The 17,559-nt window shown below is 32.0% G+C and carries 17 protein-coding genes; 12 read left to right on the forward strand and 5 right to left on the reverse strand.

The annotated features are described in order from the left end of the window. The 6 genes from murG (at window position 1) to AXE80_RS00385 (ending at window position 7,211) form a co-directional block, all read left to right on the forward strand. Window positions 1-1,098, forward strand: a complete 1,098-nt coding sequence (murG, locus tag AXE80_RS00360) for an undecaprenyldiphospho-muramoylpentapeptide beta-N-acetylglucosaminyltransferase (protein WP_068823942.1) — start codon at window positions 1-3, stop codon at window positions 1,096-1,098. Beyond that, a complete protein-coding gene (gene murC / locus AXE80_RS00365; RefSeq protein WP_068823943.1) occupies window positions 1,089-2,429 on the forward strand; it encodes a UDP-N-acetylmuramate--L-alanine ligase in 1,341 nt (446 codons plus the stop codon). Before murG ends, murC begins: the two co-directional genes overlap by 10 nt. A 99-nt stretch (window positions 2,430-2,528) precedes the next feature. Next, entirely contained in the window at window positions 2,529-3,158 is a 630-nt protein-coding gene (locus tag AXE80_RS00370) for a cell division protein FtsQ/DivIB (protein WP_083194411.1), read from the forward strand. Between the two features lie 7 nt (window positions 3,159-3,165). Next, a complete protein-coding gene (ftsA, locus tag AXE80_RS00375; RefSeq protein ID WP_068823945.1) occupies window positions 3,166-4,521 on the forward strand; it encodes a cell division protein FtsA in 1,356 nt (451 codons plus the stop codon). Between the two features lie 28 nt (window positions 4,522-4,549). Further along, entirely contained in the window at window positions 4,550-6,667 is a 2,118-nt protein-coding gene (ftsZ, locus tag AXE80_RS00380; RefSeq protein WP_068823946.1) for a cell division protein FtsZ, read from the forward strand. A 94-nt stretch (window positions 6,668-6,761) separates the two neighbouring features. Beyond that, window positions 6,762-7,211, forward strand: a complete 450-nt coding sequence (locus AXE80_RS00385; protein WP_068823947.1) for a GatB/YqeY domain-containing protein — start codon at window positions 6,762-6,764, stop codon at window positions 7,209-7,211. Window positions 7,212-7,270: 59 nt separating this feature from the next. Here AXE80_RS00385 and AXE80_RS00390 read toward each other — a convergent pair whose 3' ends face one another. The 4 genes from AXE80_RS00390 to AXE80_RS00400 all read right to left on the reverse strand — a co-directional run bounded on the left by AXE80_RS00390 (window position 7,271) and on the right by AXE80_RS00400 (window position 10,081). Continuing rightward, window positions 7,271-7,666 carry an acyl-CoA thioesterase gene (locus AXE80_RS00390; protein WP_068823948.1) on the reverse strand — a complete coding sequence of 132 codons (396 nt, stop codon included), beginning with the start codon at window positions 7,664-7,666 and terminating at the stop codon, window positions 7,271-7,273. Between the two features lie 135 nt (window positions 7,667-7,801). After that, on the reverse strand, window positions 7,802-7,999 hold the full coding sequence (locus tag AXE80_RS14570) for a T9SS type A sorting domain-containing protein (RefSeq protein WP_083194414.1): 198 nt from the start codon (window positions 7,997-7,999) through the stop codon (window positions 7,802-7,804). A gap of 2 nt (window positions 8,000-8,001) precedes the next feature. Next, a complete protein-coding gene (locus AXE80_RS00395; protein WP_068823949.1) occupies window positions 8,002-8,943 on the reverse strand; it encodes a sialate O-acetylesterase in 942 nt (313 codons plus the stop codon). 91 nt (window positions 8,944-9,034) lie between these two features. Then, window positions 9,035-10,081, reverse strand: a complete 1,047-nt coding sequence (locus tag AXE80_RS00400; protein WP_068823950.1) for a LacI family DNA-binding transcriptional regulator — start codon at window positions 10,079-10,081, stop codon at window positions 9,035-9,037. A 117-nt stretch (window positions 10,082-10,198) separates the two neighbouring features. On the opposite strand from AXE80_RS00400, the gene AXE80_RS00405 reads away from it, so the two are divergent. Continuing rightward, window positions 10,199-11,239: an NAD(P)/FAD-dependent oxidoreductase gene (locus AXE80_RS00405; protein WP_068823951.1), complete on the forward strand. Its 1,041-nt coding sequence runs from the start codon at window positions 10,199-10,201 to the stop codon at window positions 11,237-11,239. Window positions 11,240-11,284: 45 nt separating this feature from the next. Then, window positions 11,285-11,677: an SPOR domain-containing protein gene (locus AXE80_RS00410; RefSeq protein WP_068823952.1), complete on the forward strand. Its 393-nt coding sequence runs from the start codon at window positions 11,285-11,287 to the stop codon at window positions 11,675-11,677. A 3-nt stretch (window positions 11,678-11,680) separates the two neighbouring features. Here AXE80_RS00410 and AXE80_RS00415 read toward each other — a convergent pair whose 3' ends face one another. Continuing rightward, window positions 11,681-12,070, reverse strand: a complete 390-nt coding sequence (locus AXE80_RS00415; protein ID WP_068823953.1) for a DUF983 domain-containing protein — start codon at window positions 12,068-12,070, stop codon at window positions 11,681-11,683. Between the two features lie 118 nt (window positions 12,071-12,188). On the opposite strand from AXE80_RS00415, the gene AXE80_RS00420 reads away from it, so the two are divergent. The 4 genes from AXE80_RS00420 (at window position 12,189) to AXE80_RS00435 (ending at window position 17,555) form a co-directional block, all read left to right on the forward strand. Beyond that, window positions 12,189-14,108 carry an ABC-F family ATP-binding cassette domain-containing protein gene (locus AXE80_RS00420; protein WP_068823954.1) on the forward strand — a complete coding sequence of 640 codons (1,920 nt, stop codon included), beginning with the start codon at window positions 12,189-12,191 and terminating at the stop codon, window positions 14,106-14,108. Between the two features lie 126 nt (window positions 14,109-14,234). Then, window positions 14,235-15,158, forward strand: coding sequence for a 1-aminocyclopropane-1-carboxylate deaminase/D-cysteine desulfhydrase (locus AXE80_RS00425; RefSeq protein WP_083194420.1), 924 nt, complete (start codon window positions 14,235-14,237; stop codon window positions 15,156-15,158). Further along, window positions 15,151-16,188 carry a glucosaminidase domain-containing protein gene (locus AXE80_RS00430; protein ID WP_068823956.1) on the forward strand — a complete coding sequence of 346 codons (1,038 nt, stop codon included), beginning with the start codon at window positions 15,151-15,153 and terminating at the stop codon, window positions 16,186-16,188. The genes AXE80_RS00425 and AXE80_RS00430 overlap by 8 nt, the downstream gene beginning before the upstream one ends. Before the next feature lie 143 nt (window positions 16,189-16,331). Continuing rightward, window positions 16,332-17,555: a hypothetical protein gene (locus AXE80_RS00435; protein WP_068823957.1), complete on the forward strand. Its 1,224-nt coding sequence runs from the start codon at window positions 16,332-16,334 to the stop codon at window positions 17,553-17,555. The last annotated feature ends 4 nt before the right edge of the window (window positions 17,556-17,559 follow it).

Genomic DNA, 17,559 nt, shown 5'->3' on the forward strand with positions numbered 1-17,559 from the left:
ATGAGTAAGGTTAAAAAAATATTGATCAGCGGAGGAGGAACAGGAGGACATATATATCCTGCCATAGCCATTGCTAACGAATTAAAACTTCGTTATGCAGATGCTGAGTTTTTATTTGTAGGAGCTCAAGATAAAATGGAAATGGAAAAGGTACCGCAAGCGGGGTATCAAATTAAAGGTTTATGGATTGCGGGTTTACAGCGTAGTTTAACTTTTAAAAACATGTTGTTTCCTATAAAGTTAATAAGTAGTTTGTGGAAATCTAAAAAAATTGTTCGTCAGTTTAAACCAGATGTTGTTGTTGGTACAGGTGGTTTTGCCAGTGGACCAGTATTACAAGTGGCAAGTAAAAAAGGAATTCCATGTTTGATTCAAGAACAAAATTCTTATGCCGGAGTCACAAATAAAATCTTATCTAAAAAAGTAGCTAAAATTTGTGTGGCTTATGAGGGAATGCAGCGATATTTTCCAAGCGATAAAATTGTGTTTACAGGAAATCCAGTAAGACAAGATTTGTTAGAAGTGTCCACTAAAAGAGCAGAAGCTCAAGCTTTTTTTAAGTTAGATACTAATAAAAAAACATTATTGGTTTTAGGTGGGAGTTTAGGTGCCAGAGCCATTAATCAAATGATAGAAAATAATATGAAAGCTTTACAAGCTCAAAACATTCAAGTGATTTGGCAAACAGGTAAGTTTTATATTGATGAGTATAAAAAGTTTAATGATTTAGACGGAGTACAGACACATGCGTATTTATCGGAAATGAATTTGGCTTATGCTGCTACCGATATGATTGTATCAAGAGCAGGGGCGAGTTCGGTTTCAGAATTATGTATTGTAGGGAAGCCAGTTATATTTATGCCATCACCTAATGTGGCAGAAGATCATCAAACTAAAAACGCAATGGCTATTGTAAATAAAAATGCAGCCATTATGTTAAAAGAATCAGAAAAAGAGTTGTTAATGACCAAGGTGCAATATTTATTGCAAAACCAAGAAAGTGTTAATCAAATGTGTAAAAACATGACAGCATTAGCAAAGCCCGAGGCAACCAAAAGAATAGTAGAAGAAATTGAAAAGATAGCTAAGTGGAATTAAAAAACATACATAACATCTACTTTGTAGGAATTGGTGGTATTGGAATGAGTGCCATAGCTAGCTATTTTGTAGCGAATGGAAAACTAGTGTCTGGTTATGATAAAACACCATCGGTAGTAACTAAGGTTTTGAATGAGCAAGGGGTAGAAATTTCTTTTGTTGATGAGGTTTCTACTATTGATAAATCTTTTTTAGACAAGGAAAAGACTTTGGTGGTTTATACTCCTGCTATTCCTAAAGATGGTAAAATATTAAATTACTTTCAGCAAAATGGTTTTGAGGTGTTAAAAAGGTCGGCGCTTTTAGGATTGATTACTAAAAATACTGTTTGTTATGCTGTTGCAGGAACTCATGGAAAAACGACCACATCATCTATATTGGGTCATATCATGCATGTTTGTGGTACTGGAGCAACTTCGTTTTTAGGAGGGATTACAGAAAACTACAATTCTAACTTAATTCTAGGAGAAGATAAAATATCGGTGGTAGAGGCAGATGAATTCGATCGTTCATTTTTACAATTATCACCAAATGTAGCTTGCATTACCAATATGGATGCAGATCATTTAGATATTTATGGAGAAAAAGAAGCTTTAGAAACATCGTTTAGAGATTTTGCAAACAAGGTTTCAGATACTTTAATCGTAAAAAAAGGATTACCAGTTAAAGGGTTGACTTATGGAGTGGAAGAAGAGGCTGATTATGTTGCTCAAAATGTTAAGATTGAACATGGTTCTTTTGTTTTTGATGTAAAAACACCAAATGGTTTTGTTAATGATATAGTATTCCATTTACCAGGAAGACATAATGTTTCTAATGCTTTAGTTTCTATTGCAATGGCAGAGAAACATGGATTGGAATTAGAGGATATTAAAAATGCTTTGAGCTCTTATAGAGGGGTGAAAAGAAGATTTTCATATAAAATTAAGGAAGATAATTTTGTGCTAATTGATGATTATGCACATCATCCTACTGAAATTGAGGCGGTTGAAAATGCGGTGAGAGAAATGTATCCACAACAAAAAATCATGGCTATTTTTCAACCACATTTATTTTCAAGAACTAGAGATTTTATTGATGATTTTGCTAAAAGTTTGTCGAAATTTGACGAGCTAATTTTGTTAGATATTTACCCAGCAAGAGAACTACCAATTGAGGGAGTGACATCAGCTTGGTTATTAGATAAAATAGAGAATAAAAACAAATCATTACAAACCAAAGAAGCAGCAATTTTAAGTGTTAAAAACACTGATGCCACGGTTGTGGTGATGATTGGTGCTGGTGATATTGGTGTTTTAGTTGAGGAAGTAACAACAGCGTTAAACAAGTAACAAGTATTATAGATGAAAAAATATTTTGTTTACATAAAAACAACACTATTTCTATTATTTGTAGGATTTATTTTGGGCTTTACCTCCAAAAGAAATGCGATGCGAAAAATAGAAAATGTAGAGGTTGTTTTTGCTAATGAAGACAATTTGTTTTTAACGCATCAAATGGTTGATAACTTGTTAATACAAAATAAGAAAGGAGTTAGAAACCAAGCAAAATCCTTGATAAATTTACAAGAGTTGGAACAGGTGGTACAATCACACCCTATGGTGGAATCTGCACAAGTGTCTGTTGGAGTAGTTGGAGATTTGAAAGTGAGTGTAATACAACGTAAACCACTAGCTAGGGAGTATAGTCAAAATGGAGTTTATTATATCGACTCAAAGGGGTTAAAAATGCCTTTGTCTAAGAGTTATTCGGCGAGAGTTCCAATAATCAACAATAAAAATGGCTTAATAAAGTCAGAAGAAGTGTTCCCATTAATTCAAAAAATTCATCAAGATGAGTTTTTAAATAAGTTGGTGGTGGCTATTAAAAAAGATGGACAAGGATATTGGTTACAAACCAGATTTAACCATCAACAAGTATTGTTAGGAGGTTTAAATAAGACTTCTGATAAATTAAAGAAATTAAAAGTGTTTTACAACTATATGGAAAACGATAGTTTGTCTGCCACTTTCAAAAAAATAGATTTACAGTACAACAATCAAGTTGTGTGCTCAAAATAAGGTAAGGATGGAAAATAACCGCATTGCTATAGGATTAGATATTGGAACAACTAAAATTGTTGCCATGATTGGTCGTGAAAACGAGTATGGTAAAATTGAAGTTTTAGGAATAGGGAAAGCAAAAAGCCTAGGAGTAAAAAGAGGTGTTGTAAATAATATTACGCAAACTATACAGTCTATTCAACAAGCTGTAGAAGAAGCAGAAAATGTATCAGGTTTAAAAATTGATACTGTAACAGTTGGTATTGCAGGTCATCACATCAGAAGTATTCATCACAGTGATTATATCACCAGACAAGATGCAGAAGAAGTGATAGACGAAAAAGATATTGAGAACTTAATTAACCAAGTTCACAAATTAGTGATGTTACCTGGTGAAGAAATTATACACGTATTACCACAAGAATTTAAAGTAGATAGTCAAGTTGATGTTTCTGAGCCTATTGGAATGTATGGAGGTAGATTAGAAGCTAATTTTCATGTTGTTGTGGGGCAAGTTTCTCAAATTAAAAATATTGGGAGATGTGTGACTAACTCAGGTTTAGGATTGTCTGCTATAACATTAGAGCCTTTGGCCTCGGCAGAAGCAGTGTTGAGTCACGAAGAAAAAGAAGCAGGAGTTGCTTTAATCGATATAGGAGGTGGAACTACTGATTTGGCCATTTTTAAAGATGGAATCATTCGTCATACAGCAGTGATTCCTTTTGGAGGAAATGTGATTACCGAAGATATTAAAGAAGGTTTTTCTATTATAGAAAAACAAGCTGAGTTGTTGAAAGTAAAATTTGGATCGGCTTGGCCAGGAGAAAATAAAGACAACGAAATTGTTTCTATTCCAGGATTAAGAGGTAGAGAGCCAAAAGAAATTACCTTAAAGAGTTTGTCTCAAGTAATTCATGCTCGTATTACAGAAATTATTGAGCAGGTGTACTTAGAGATTAAAAACTATGGACACGATACTCAAAACGGAAAACTAATAGCTGGAATTGTATTAACAGGAGGTGGTGCGCAAGTTAAGCACTTAAAACAGTTGGTAGAGTACATTACAGGAATGGATACAAGAATTGGATATCCTAATGAACATTTGGCAGGTGGTTCTGATGAGTCGTTGTCAAGTCCTGTTTTTGCAACTGCTGTAGGTTTGTTAATGGAAGGTTTAGAAAAAATGCCAAAAGAACAACCTGTAGTTCCAGAAGAACCTGTTTTTGAAAGAGCTGTAGAAAATATTGAAGAAAAAGAGGATGAACCACAAATAGTGGAAGAACCTAAAACCATAAAAGAACCTAAGAAAAAAGAGAATAAAAAATCTTGGCTAGATAAATTTACTTCTGGATTAAAAGATTTTTTAAACGAAGCAGAATAATAAACATTACCCATAAATCCCAATTATTATGAGCGATATACCATTTAATAACGTTGCATTCGATATGCCAAAATCACAATCAAGTTCTATTAAAGTAATAGGAGTTGGTGGTGGAGGTAGTAATGCCGTAAATCACATGTTTACCCAAGACATTAAAGGAGTAGATTTTGTTATCTGTAATACAGATGCACAAGCTTTACAAAATAGCCCTGTACCTAATAAAATTCAATTAGGAGTTAGTTTAACTTCTGGATTAGGAGCTGGAGCAAACCCTGATGTTGGGGAGAAAGCAGCGCAAGAGAGTATTGAGGAAATTCAAAAAATGTTGACTTCTCAAACAAAAATGGTGTTTATTACTGCTGGTATGGGAGGTGGTACAGGTACGGGTGCTGCACCAATTATAGCTGGGATTGCTAAAAAAATGGACATTTTAACAGTTGGGATTGTTACTATGCCGTTTCAGTTTGAGGGTAGAATGCGTGCTAAACAAGCTCAAAAAGGGATTGACGAGCTTAGAGAAAATGTAGATTCTTTAATTGTTATTAATAATAACAAGTTAAGAGAGGTGTATGGTAATTTAGGATTTAAAGCTGGTTTCTCTAAAGCTGATGAAGTATTATCTACAGCATCTAGAGGAATTGCAGAGGTAATTACTCATCACTATAAACAAAATATAGATTTACATGATGCTAAAACAGTACTATCTAATAGTGGTACAGCTATCATGGGATCATCAAAAGAGGCTGGAGAGAACAGAGCTCAAAATGCGATCATTAAAGCTTTAGATTCTCCATTGTTGAATGACAATAAAATTAGAGGAGCAAAAAACGTATTACTGTTAATTGTTTCTGGAGCGGATGAGGTTACTTTGGATGAAATTGGAGAAATCAACGATTTTATTCAAGAAGAAGCTGGGTATGAGGCCAATATTATCATGGGAGTTGGAGAAGATGAATCTTTAGGAGATGCCATTGCAGTAACAGTTGTAGCTACTGGTTTTGCTATAGATCAACAAAGAGATATTACCAATACTGAGGTTAAAAAAGTTTATCATACTTTAAATACAGAACAAACAGCTCATTACAATTTTGAGGATGAGCAATCGGTAGTTAGGCCAAGAACAACTCGTATTATAGAAGAGCCTATTGAAGAGAAAAAGGTAGTACACCAATTGTTAGAAGAAGAGCCAGAAGAGGTGGTGTTTAAGCCTAAAAAACAAATTGAGAATGAGTTGGTTGAAACAACAGCAGCTATTGAAAATATTGATGTTGTTTTTAATGAGGTAAAAAATGAAACAGCAGAAGAAGAGGTATATGACTCTGTTAGTGAAGATGATTTCGTGATTAATGACATCACTCCAAATTTATTTTCTGAAATTGAAGAAGAGCCTGTAGCCAAAGTAAATGTTTTTGATTTACCAGTAAATTCTGCCATTGAAGTAACTAATGAAGAGCCTATCAATATTTTTGAATTGCCAGTTGTAGATGCAGAGGAGGTTAAATATGAGGCTAAAGAGGAAGTTTTTAATGTTTTTGATTTGCCTGTAATTGATGCAGAAGAGGTTGTTTTTGAAAGAAAAGAAGTAGAGGCTCCTAAGACAGTATATGTTCTAGAGGATGAAGAAGATATTAATGAAATTGAAGTAGTAGAAGCTAAAGAAATTTCAGCTCAACCAGTTTTAAAGCAAGAGGAAAGCTTATCTGGAATTAAAAGATATACTTTAGAGCAGTTTGATGCACAGCCAACGATTAAAAATGCTTCGTCTTTAGAGGTAAAGAAAAAGATTGAGGATATTGAAGTAAATGAAGAAGAAGAAATTAAGTTTGAAGTTAGGCAGCCTAAACACATTGAGGTTGTAGACCACGAAGAGGTTTCTCCTTTAAATTTAACTATTTCTGAAGTGCAACGCAGTGCCGAAAAACGTAAAAATACTTTTAAGAAATATAATCACAGATTTAAAACATCAGCATTTAATGAAGATGTAATTGATGATATTGAAAAAGAGCCAGCTTATAAAAGATTAGGTTTAGAGTTGCATAGTAAACAAGATGTAAATCAGATTTCTAGAACTTCTATTGATGTTGACAAAGACAATGAGGTAACAATTAGAAAAAATAATTCTTTTCTACACGATAATGTAGATTAGTCTTACTTATATATTAAGAACAAGTGTTTTAAAACCCGACCATTGGTTGGGTTTTTTTAATACTTTTGTAATCCAATCATCAAATCTATATAAAATGAGTTTATCAACAGAAATCATGGCAAAAATGAAAGATGCTATGAGAGCAAAAGATACCGTAGCATTAGAAGCGTTAAGAGCTGTTAAATCGGCAATTTTATTAGCACAAACAGAAAATGGAGCTAAAGAAGAGATCACTGAAGATGCTGAAATTAAATTGTTACAAAAGTTGGTGAAACAACGTAAGGATTCAGCAGCATTATATACTGAGCAAGGTAGAGCAGATTTAGCAGAACCTGAAATAGCACAAGCGGAAGTAATTTCTCAATTTTTGCCAGAACAAATGAGTGAAGATGAGTTAAAAGCAGCTTTGTCTAAATTAATTTCAGAAACTGGAGCTTCATCAATAAAAGATATGGGGAAATTGATGGGGATTGCTTCTCAACAATTTGCTGGAAAAGCAGATGGAAAAGCAATATCAATAGTGATAAAGCAGTTATTATCTTAATAATATTTAAGGCTATTATATAAAAAAAGCGACTCAAACGAGTCGCTTTTTTTATAGGGTTATTTGTCGTTGTTTAATCTGTCTTTTACAAATTCTACTTCTGTTTTACCATGAGGTTTTGGTTTGCCATCATCACCTAAATTTACCATAATGATATTTTCTACCTTAATGATGGTCTCTCTAGTCATTTTGTTTCGGACTTCACAATTTAAGGTCAAAGATGATTTTCCAAATTTTACTACCTCCATTCCAATTTCAACAATATCTCCTTTTTTAGCAGAACTTAAAAAGTTGATTTCGGACATGTATTTGGTAACGACTCTGTTGTTTTCTAGTTGTATAATAGAATACAACGCAGCTTCTTCATCAATCCAAGCTAATAGTTTTCCTCCAAATAAGGTAGCATTAGCGTTTAAATCTTCGGGTTTTACCCATTTTCTTGTGTGAAATCTCATGTGTTCTAAATGTTTGTATAAAGGTACATTTCACAATAAGAAATACCAATTTTATTGGTTAGATAAAACCTATAAAGCTATCATCAATAATTATGGGTTTTTATGATTTGTAATTTAACTTTAAAAAAATAGTCCTTAATTAAGGACTATTTTTTTTGTAAAATGATTGTTTTCTTTATGAATTGAAATGATATAGACACCAGGGTCATATTTAATAGAAGTGAATTTCCTTTCTTTATCAATACGATCATCTGATATTTTTTTTCCATATAAGTTATAAACGCTAATATTAGCATTGCTTAGTTTTAGTATTGAGAAGCTATTGGAGTGCAAAACTAATTCAAATGGATTTTTTTTTTAAAATCAGCATTGTTGTTTTGTACTGAAAGGCTTGAGTTTAATTCTACTAATTTATTTGCAAACTCAATCCCTAAGCGTTTTAATCCTTCGTTGTTATAATGAACGTTATCATCTCTTTTTGGATAATCTGCCCAAGTTGATGTAGGATCTACTGCAGTTCTTATAATTTTAACATCATTTACTACTGCTTCTACATTTAAAAAAGCTTGCCTAATAGTTTCTGGCCCTCCGGAAACACCATACCTAGAATTTATTTGTCCAGCGATAAATGGCATTTTAGGAAGATTAAAGGTGGTTCTGTAGGCGTTGATAAAACTAGTTAGATTTGCTTCGTAACTATTCGCAGCTTCAATTTTTAGTGCGTCATTTTCTCCTTGCATCCAAAACATACCTAGAATAGTATAGGTATTACCTTCATCTATAATCTTTTGTAATGCATTTTGAATGTGACTAATATGCCATTGGTAAAATTGATTGGTTTGTTTACTTCCACTTTCTATAAATGCAGCTTTCTCAGCAGTCCAGTTGTTACTCCATGCACCATATAAAGAAGATCCACCCCATGCGGTTTTAATAAAAAGATATTCTTCGGTAGGGTTGTCTTCTGCTAATTTTATAGCAGAAAATAATTCTGGACCAAAACCAGTTATTTTTACAGTAGGTTGATAAGATTTATTGATACCTAGTGGAGCAGAGAATATATTGTTGTTTTGGACTTGCTTACTTACTGTTACTCTATTAGCTACTGCATCAACTCTATCTTTATCAGTTTGAGACAAATCATTATAAGATCCGTGACCAACCATGTTTGATTGTCCTCCAAGAAAAATAACGTTTATATTTTTAGGTGTAGGTGATTGTGCATTTATTGAAAGACACACAATACAGGTAATAAAAATAGATAATAGTTTTTTCATCATTTGTTCTAATAAATTTATTTGGTAAAATTTGTTAAAACAAATGATATTGATGTTCCTGTAAGTGTTTTTGATTACTCTCTGAGTAAAATTACTTGTAATTTAATTTTAAAAAGTTTTTGGTTGAGCTTCTCATAACCAAATCGGTTTTGATGATCTTGGTAACGTAAGGAATATTTTCCTCTTCGTTTTCAATTCTCTCAATCAATATTTTTGCGGCTTTAGCTCCCATTTTTTCACCATGTTGACTAATAGTTGTCATTTGCGGACTAGCATGTCTAGCTAAAATACCGTTTGAAAAGGCGATTACAGAAAAGTTTCCAGGGATATTATACCCTAATTTTAGCGCTACTTTTTGAGCTGCTATGGCAGTAGCTTCGTTGGTGGTAATTACACCATCTATTTTATTTTTTTCTAAGATAGGAGTAAGAAGTTTTTCGTATTCTTTGTAGTTGTAGTCAGATAAATCAATAATAATTTCATCATTAACAGGAAGGTTAAATTCTTCTAGTCCTTGTAAGTATCCTTTTTTTCTTTTTTTAGTACTACTAAGCTTTTTGTGGGTAGATATAAAAGCGATGTTTTGACATCCAGTATTTTTTAAATGCTCTACAGCATTAAAAGTTGCTTTATTGTCTTTAATCATGACTTTATCGCAATCTAATTCTTTAGGAACTCTATCAAACATCACAATTGGAAATCCTTCGTCAATCACGTTTTGAAAATGAAGATAATCTTTGTTAATACTACTTTCTAAGGCAGGAGAAATAATAAACCCATCAATACTACCATTAGATAGCATTTCTAAAATTTCAATTTCTTTGCTAGTTTTTTCGTTAGAAACACAAGTGATTATTTTGTACCCGGCTTCGTTAGCAACCTGTTCAATTCCATTAAAAACTTGAGCATAAATGTATTTTAACATATTAGGTATTAATACAGCTATGGTCTTTGTTTTTTTGTTTTTTAAGCTAAGGGCATTAAAATTGGGTTTGTATTTAAATTCCTTAGCATAGGCCTGAATACGTTTTTTAGTTACTTCTGCTATTTCATGACTGTCATTCAGTGCTTTTGAAACAGTTGAAATAGAAACGTTTAGTTCCTTAGCAATGTCTTTAATGGTTAGTTTTTTTTTCATAGGGTTATGTTTGTGAAAAAAAATAATCAATCTATTCCGTTCCAATGTCAAATATACTCATAATTAATAAGTTGTAAATTAATATAGAACGATTTCTTAAAATTGTAAATTAGCTCCATGCAAGTAGAATATATAATTGTTGGTTTTGGATTGGCTGGGATGGCTATTTCCAAAGAGTTAGAAGATCATGGACACTCTTTTGTAGTGTTAGATAATGCTTCTCAAGTTTCGTCTAGAGTAGCAGCAGGAGTTTTTAATCCTGTAATTTTAAAACGTTTTACTCCTGTTTGGAATGCAGATGAACAATTGGATAATTTATTTCCTTTTTATAAAGATATCAGTCAAAGATTAGGTGGAGAGTATCTTACTTTTTTTGACACTTTAAAAGTTTTTAAATCTGTAGAAGATCAAAACAACTGGTTTATGGCTTGTGATAATCCATTGTTAGAAAAATATATGGATCCTAAAATCATCAAATCAGAAAAACAGGGAATTACACATTACGAAGGATTTGGTAAAGTTAATGGAACCGGTAGGGTTTTGGTAACAAATGTGTTAGATGATTATATTAAATACCTAAAAGATAAAGAACAGTTTTTAGAAATTCCTTTTGTACATAATGATTTAGAAATTTCTGATGAGTTTGTTACCTATAAGCAGATAAAAGCTACTAAGGTTATTTTTGCAGAAGGTTACGGTTTAAAAGAAAATCCTTTTTTTAATTACTTACCATTAACAGGAACCAAAGGAGAAATGTTATTTATTAAAGCTCCAGATTTACAATTAACAGAGCAAATAAAATCTAGTTTGTTTGTGTTGCCTGTAGGCGAGGATATATATTGGATTGGTGCTACTTTTAATTGGACAGACAAAACATTGAATCCTACAGATAACGGAAGAAAAGAATTGTTAGAAAAATTAGATACGATGATTGATGTTTCCTACGAGGTTGTAGATCAGTTTGGAGGGATAAGACCTACGGTAAAAGACAGAAGACCTTTGGTGGGAAAACATCCTAAACATAAAAATTTAATTGTTTTTAATGGTATGGGAACTCGTGGTGTGATGATTGCACCAACTGTAGCAAAACAGCTTTATCATTATTTAGAAAATAACGAACCTTTGTCTAAAGAAATAGATATTACTAGATTTGAATAAAATAAATTAGTTGTTAAAAAGAAAAACCATTAAAAATTTAATATTATGAGTTTAAAGAGAAGTAAAAATTTACTAAATATTGGAAAAGTAATTTGTGCATTATTTGTTTTGATTTCAGTAGCCTGTTCTACTAAAAAAGAGGAAGCTCCAGTTGTAAAAAAAGAAGTGGTAGCCCCTGTTAAAAAAGAGGTTGTTAAACCTGAAGTTGTAAAGCCAGTAAATGTAATTACTTACGGAGTGCAAATAGGAGCATATAGAAAGTTTGATGTGCAGTTTGATTCAGACATCAAAAACATTAAACACAATGGTTTGAGTAATTATGTTTTAGGAAATTTTAAAACCATTAAAGAGGCTGAAAATTTACTTAAAATTGTAACGGACTTAAAAATTATGGACGCTTTTATCGTAAAAATGAAAGATGGTGAAATAATAGAATAGTAATTATTTTACTCTTTTGTTCGGGTCTTTTTGGTATTTAATAAATAGATGAATCCAAATTACCCTAGAAATTCTTAAACTCCATGGGGCTAATATAAATAGCCCTATGGCTATAGTTACAATGCTTTGTCTCATGCTCAATCCAACAAATACAGAGCTTATAATATATAAGGCAATAGCTAACCCTACACTTAATCCATAACCTACATACATCGCTCCATAAAAGAACGACGGTTCTCTCATGTATTTTAAATTGCATTTAGGACAATTGGTTTTGGTAGCAGTAGTTTTAAGCACGTTTAAAGAAAGTTTGTTCTCAAAAAAATCACCTTCATGGCATTGTGGACATTTAGAATTAATGATGCTGTAGAGTTTGCTTTCTTTTGTAAACATGGTCTGTATAATTATGGTACTTTTGCATTGTCTAAAAAGACAAAATAACAAAGTAAGAGGTTCTGTAATAGAACAAATATAGTGCCTATTTTTTTGATAAAAGCAACAAAAGTTACATATGGTTAACGTACATAATTTAACAGTTACATTTAATGGTGAAGATCTTTTTTCTGGAATTACTTTTAAGTTAGAAAAAGGAGATAGAGTCGGTTTGGTAGGGAAAAATGGAGCAGGAAAATCTACCTTATTAAAAGTGTTGTCTAAAGATTTACCAAGCGATGGAGGTACCATGGCTTTTGATAAAGATATCCAAATTGGATTTTTACGTCAGGATATAGATTTCATTCCAGGGAGAACTATTTTAGAAGAAGCATATCAAGCTTTTGAAGAAATTAAAAAAATAGAAGTTGAGTTAGAGCAAATCAACAATGAGTTGGCAGAACGTACCGATTATGAAAGTGACTACTATGTAGACTTAATGCATAATTTGGAAGAAAAAACAACTCGTTATGAAATGCTTGGAGGATATAATTACCAAGGCGAAACAGAAAAAATTCTTCAAGGATTAGGATTTCAACGTGCAGATTTTAACAAGTTAACCGATACTTTTTCTGGAGGTTGGAGAATGCGTATAGAATTGGCAAAATTGCTATTACAACAAAATGATATTTTACTGTTAGATGAGCCTACCAACCACTTAGATATTGAATCTATTATATGGTTAGAAAACTTTTTAAGAAACTATGCTGGTGCAGTTGTTTTGGTTTCTCACGATAAAATGTTTTTAGACAATGTAACCAATAGAACTATAGAAATTTCTTTGGGTCAGATTTACGATTATAAAAAATCTTATTCTCAATTTATGTTGTTGAGAGATGAGATTCGTGAAAAACAATTACAAGCTCAAAAAAATCAAGAAAAAGAAATAAAAGCCAAAGAGGAATTAATAGAAAGATTCCGATACAAAGCTACCAAAGCATCTTTAGCACAATCTTTAATAAAACAGTTAGATAAGGTTCAAAGAATTGAAGTAGATGGAGAAGACAATGCAGTGATGAATGTTCGTTTTCCTATATCAAAAGAACCAGGGAAAATTGTGGTAGAAGCAGAAAATGTTTCTAAAAGTTACGGAGATAAACACGTGTTGGCAAATGTAAACATGATGATAGAGCGAGGTTCTAAAATTGCGTTCGTAGGTCAAAACGGACAAGGAAAATCTACCTTGGCAAAAATGATGGTTGGAGAAACCGACTATCAAGGAAATTTAAAGTTGGGACATAATGTACAAATAGGATATTTTGCCCAAAACCAAGCAGAACATTTAGATGGCGAAATCACTTTGTTAGAAACCATGGAAAATGCCGCCAATGATGGTAATAGAGCAAAGGTTAGAGATATGTTAGGTTCCTTTTTGTTTAGAGGTGATGATGTAGATAAAAAAGTAAAAGTATTATCAGGAGGAGAGCGTAACCGTTTGGCTTTGTGTAAAATGTTGTTAGATCCGTTTAATGTTTTGGTAATGGATGAGCCAACAAACCACTTAGACATTGCTTCTAAAAATGTGTTAAAAAAAGCCTTAGAAAATTTTGAAGGAACTTTAATTTTGGTTTCGCATGATAGGGATTTTTTACAAGGTTTAACAGAAAAAGTGTTCTATTTTAAAGACAAAGAAATAAAAGAATATTTAGGAGATTTAGATTATTTCTTAGCAGAGCATAAGCTAGAAGATATGCGTGAAGCAGAAATGAAAACAGTAGTAGCTTCGGAAAAATCTTCAGAACCAAAAAGCGGAAAATTAAGTAGAGAAGAAGAAAAAGAAGTAAAAAAATTAAAGAACAGGTTTAGTAAAATAGAAAGAACCATAGCTGATTTAGAAAACGATATCAAAAAAATGGATGATCAGTTGGCAGAAGATTACGAAAAACACGCTGCTGATGGAACTTTCTTTGAAAAATATCAGGCTAAAAAAGATGAGTTGGATACTTTAACTGAAGAGCTGTTTGAACTTGATGATGAAATTTCATCAAGAGAAGGATAAACTTCTCGATACAATTTTTTGTTTCTTAAAATTACTCGAAGTGACTATAAAAAATCGAGATGTCAGTTCGAGTGAATTTCAGTAATCTAATGAATGAAATTAGTATCGAGAATCAATTGAATAATCATGAATTTTTCCCAAAACATACAAATCAATATTCCTCTTTTACAAGACAAAGGAGTTTTGTTATATGTAAAGAGAGAGGACTTGCTTCATCCATTTATTTCGGGAAATAAATTCAGAAAATTAAAATACAACATACAAGAAGCTAAAAATCAAAAGAAAGACTGTTTGTTAACTTTTGGTGGGGCTTATTCCAATCATATTTTGGCTACTGCAGCAGCAGGTAAAGAGTTTGGTTTTAAAACCGTTGGAGTAATTCGTGGAGAAGAATTAGGGATAGATTTAGAAAAAAATTTTGATAAAAATCCTACTTTAAAACAAGCTCATCAATTTGGAATGGAATTTTTATTTGTTTCTCGTGCTGAGTATCAACAAAAAAACGAAACAGATTTTTTAGCATCACTTTTAAATAAATATCCCAATTGTTATATCCTTCCAGAAGGAGGAACAAATTCTTTAGCGATTAAGGGTTGCGAAGAAATTTTATCAGAAACAGACAAGGATTTTACACATGTTTGTTGTGCTTTGGGAACTGGTGGTACGGTAACAGGAATTATTAATAGTAGTGCTGCTAAGCAGAATATTTTAGTGTTTCCATCGTTAAAAGGAAGTTGGATTGCAGATGAAATCAACAGTTTAAAGCCTAACAAGCAAAATTGGAAGGTAATATCAGAGTATCATTTTGGTGGATATGGAAAAGTATCAGAGGAATTAATTACTTTTATTAATCAATTTAAAAAAGACACCAATATTTTACTAGATCCTATTTATACTGGAAAAATGCTGTTTGGAATTTTAGATTTAATTAAAAATAATCACTTTAAAAAAGAGTCTAAAATTTTGGCAATTCACACTGGTGGGTTACAGGGAATAGCGGGTATGAATCTTCTTTTAAAACAAAAAAATAAAACAATCATCAATGAATAAAATTTTAGTTTTTCTTTCTGTATTTGTAATTGTTTCTTGTGGTTCTAGTAAAAAAGTAACCGCTAAAAGAACCAAAGCAGTAAACGTTAATACAGAACAGGAAGTAAAAGTAGTGCCAAGTAAAGAGGCTTTAAAAGAGGTTGAAAAAGTTGTAGAAAAAACTAAAAAAGATGCCAATAGTTATTTGAGTGATTATACACTACAGTATATTGAACAATATGCTCCTTTGGCTATGGAAGAAATGAAAAAGTTTAAAATTCCGGCAAGTATTACTTTGGCTCAAGGAATTTTAGAATCTGGGAGTGGTAGAAGTAATTTAGCATTAAAATCAAACAATCATTTTGGAATTAAATGTCATACAGGTTGGAAAGGAGAAAAAGTGTATCACGATGATGATGCAAAAGGTGAGTGTTTTAGAAAGTACCAATATCCAGCTACATCTTACCAAGATCACTCACTGTTTTTAACCACTCGTTTTAGGTATGCAAGTTTGTTTGGTTTAGATAAAGATGATTATAAAGGTTGGGCAAAAGGTTTAAAAAAAGCGGGTTATGCTACAGATCCTAAGTATCCAAATAAATTGATTAATTATATAGAAAAATACGAGCTATATAAGTACGACAAAATGGTGCTAAAAGGAAAAGATTTAGACTATGTATCTGTAAGTAAAGAAGAAATTGAAGCTACAATTAAAGATTATAAAACTGAGTCTAAAAGAAGAAAAAAAATCAATAGAAAAGGAGTTCATGTGGTAGGATCTGACGACACTTTGTATTCTATTTCTCAAAAATATGGAATTCCGGTAGATGAAATAAAAGCGTTAAATAACTTATCAGATAATATTATTCATAAAGGAGAAGAATTAAAGTTAAGGAGCGATGCTGAGAGAAGTAATTATCATATTGTAGAAAGAAAAGAAACTTTATATTCTATTGCTAAAAAATATGATTTAACGGTTGATGAGTTAAAAAAAATCAATCATTTAAGAAATAACGATTTGTCTATTGGGCAAGAATTAAGAGTAGAATAACCTCCGGTTAATTAGATTTAAAACTCCTAAAAGTCAATTGGTTTTTAGGAGTTTTTTTATTTCATTTTTTTTAAATGCAACATTGTTGCGTTTGTTTGTTTTTATTCTATATTTGCTTCAAAATTTTTAAACAATAAATTAAAATGAAACAATTTAAATTCTTAGTCTATGCAGTAGCATTTTCATTCTTTATCTCATGTTCTGATGACGACCATGATATTGAACACGAACACGAACACGAACATCATGATGAACAAGAAAACATGGCTTTATTGGTTTCGGATGTCAACTCTAAAACTTTAAACTTTATAAAACCTCATGATGAGTCTATTCAAACCTATCAGGCAAAATATAGTAAAGGATCAATATATGCTACAGAGTCTGGGAGATACGGAGTGATAACTCATAGAGATAATAACTTTACAGAAACCTTTAATCTAGGAGGTGAGGTTGCGCACGGAGATCATAGTCATGATTTAGGAGAAACAGGTTTAGCAGCAATAAGTTTCGAAAGTCAAAAACCAACACATTTTAAATCTGCTCAAGGGTATGTTGTGGTTTATAATGATGGAGATGCAACTTTAAGTTTGTTTAATGAGAATAGTATTCATAATAATTCATCACCTGTAAGAACAATTAATACAGGATCTGTTGCACATCATGGAGCTATGGCTGTGTACAAAAATGGAACTATTGCTGTTACAGAGCTAGGGAATGGAGCTTCGCTGCCAGAATCTGTTAAAATAATCAATCAAAGTGGAGAAGTTCTTTTTCCAAATCAGTCTATAATTATAACTTCGGGTATTCATGGAAATGCAGCAGGAGATAAGGTGGCTATTTTTGGTTCTAATACGGGTGTTTTGGTAGTAAAAGACACTGGAGAACAAAGTTTGATTCACTATCCTGATAGTTTTGAAGATGATGTTTGGTTTGGAAGTTTGTTAAGTACTCATGACTCAAATTTGTTTATAGGATATACTGCTACTAAAGGTGTTTATTATATTGATATAGAAAACAGTGAAATTACTCCAGTTTATGAAACTACAGATTTGTTTAAATGTATAGTGAGTTCAGATGGAGAATATGTAGTAGCACTGACTAAAAGTGGATATTTAAATGTTACTGAAATAGAAAGTAAGAGTGTGGCCCATCAAGGACAGTTAAGTGTTGCTTTAGATACAGAGGCTACAGACCATGGTTCTGTAACAAGTAATATAGATGTTAGTGATGAGTTTTTATATGTTTCTGTTCCTTCTGAGCAAAAAATTATCCAAATATCATTAGATGAGTTAGAAGTAGCGCATGAGTTTAATTTAGAAATTACCCCTTATCAGTTTAAAGTTTTAGGATACAGTCTAGATCATTAAAATT

The organism is Wenyingzhuangia fucanilytica (genome assembly GCF_001697185.1).
Classification (GTDB): domain Bacteria; phylum Bacteroidota; class Bacteroidia; order Flavobacteriales; family Flavobacteriaceae; genus Wenyingzhuangia; species Wenyingzhuangia fucanilytica.

Bases quoted from the DNA above. Each gene is read 5' to 3' on its own strand.
- murG (WP_068823942.1), top strand. From the start codon at position 1: ATGAGTAAGGTTAAAAAAATATTGATCAGCGGAGGAGGAACAGGAGGA.
- AXE80_RS00370 (WP_083194411.1), top strand. From the start codon at position 2,529: ATGCGAAAAATAGAAAATGTAGAGGTTGTTTTTGCTAATGAAGACAAT.
- ftsA (WP_068823945.1), top strand. From the start codon at position 3,166: ATGGAAAATAACCGCATTGCTATAGGATTAGATATTGGAACAACTAAA.
- ftsZ (WP_068823946.1), top strand. From the start codon at position 4,550: ATGAGCGATATACCATTTAATAACGTTGCATTCGATATGCCAAAATCA.
- AXE80_RS00385 (WP_068823947.1), top strand. From the start codon at position 6,762: ATGAGTTTATCAACAGAAATCATGGCAAAAATGAAAGATGCTATGAGA.
- AXE80_RS00390 (WP_068823948.1), bottom strand. From the start codon at position 7,666: ATGAGATTTCACACAAGAAAATGGGTAAAACCCGAAGATTTAAACGCT.
- AXE80_RS00395 (WP_068823949.1), bottom strand. From the start codon at position 8,943: ATGAAAAAACTATTATCTATTTTTATTACCTGTATTGTGTGTCTTTCA.
- AXE80_RS00400 (WP_068823950.1), bottom strand. From the start codon at position 10,081: ATGAAAAAAAAACTAACCATTAAAGACATTGCTAAGGAACTAAACGTT.
- AXE80_RS00405 (WP_068823951.1), top strand. From the start codon at position 10,199: ATGCAAGTAGAATATATAATTGTTGGTTTTGGATTGGCTGGGATGGCT.
- AXE80_RS00410 (WP_068823952.1), top strand. From the start codon at position 11,285: ATGAGTTTAAAGAGAAGTAAAAATTTACTAAATATTGGAAAAGTAATT.
- AXE80_RS00415 (WP_068823953.1), bottom strand. From the start codon at position 12,070: ATGTTTACAAAAGAAAGCAAACTCTACAGCATCATTAATTCTAAATGT.
- AXE80_RS00420 (WP_068823954.1), top strand. From the start codon at position 12,189: ATGGTTAACGTACATAATTTAACAGTTACATTTAATGGTGAAGATCTT.
- AXE80_RS00425 (WP_083194420.1), top strand. From the start codon at position 14,235: ATGAATTTTTCCCAAAACATACAAATCAATATTCCTCTTTTACAAGAC.
- AXE80_RS00430 (WP_068823956.1), top strand. From the start codon at position 15,151: ATGAATAAAATTTTAGTTTTTCTTTCTGTATTTGTAATTGTTTCTTGT.
- AXE80_RS00435 (WP_068823957.1), top strand. From the start codon at position 16,332: ATGAAACAATTTAAATTCTTAGTCTATGCAGTAGCATTTTCATTCTTT.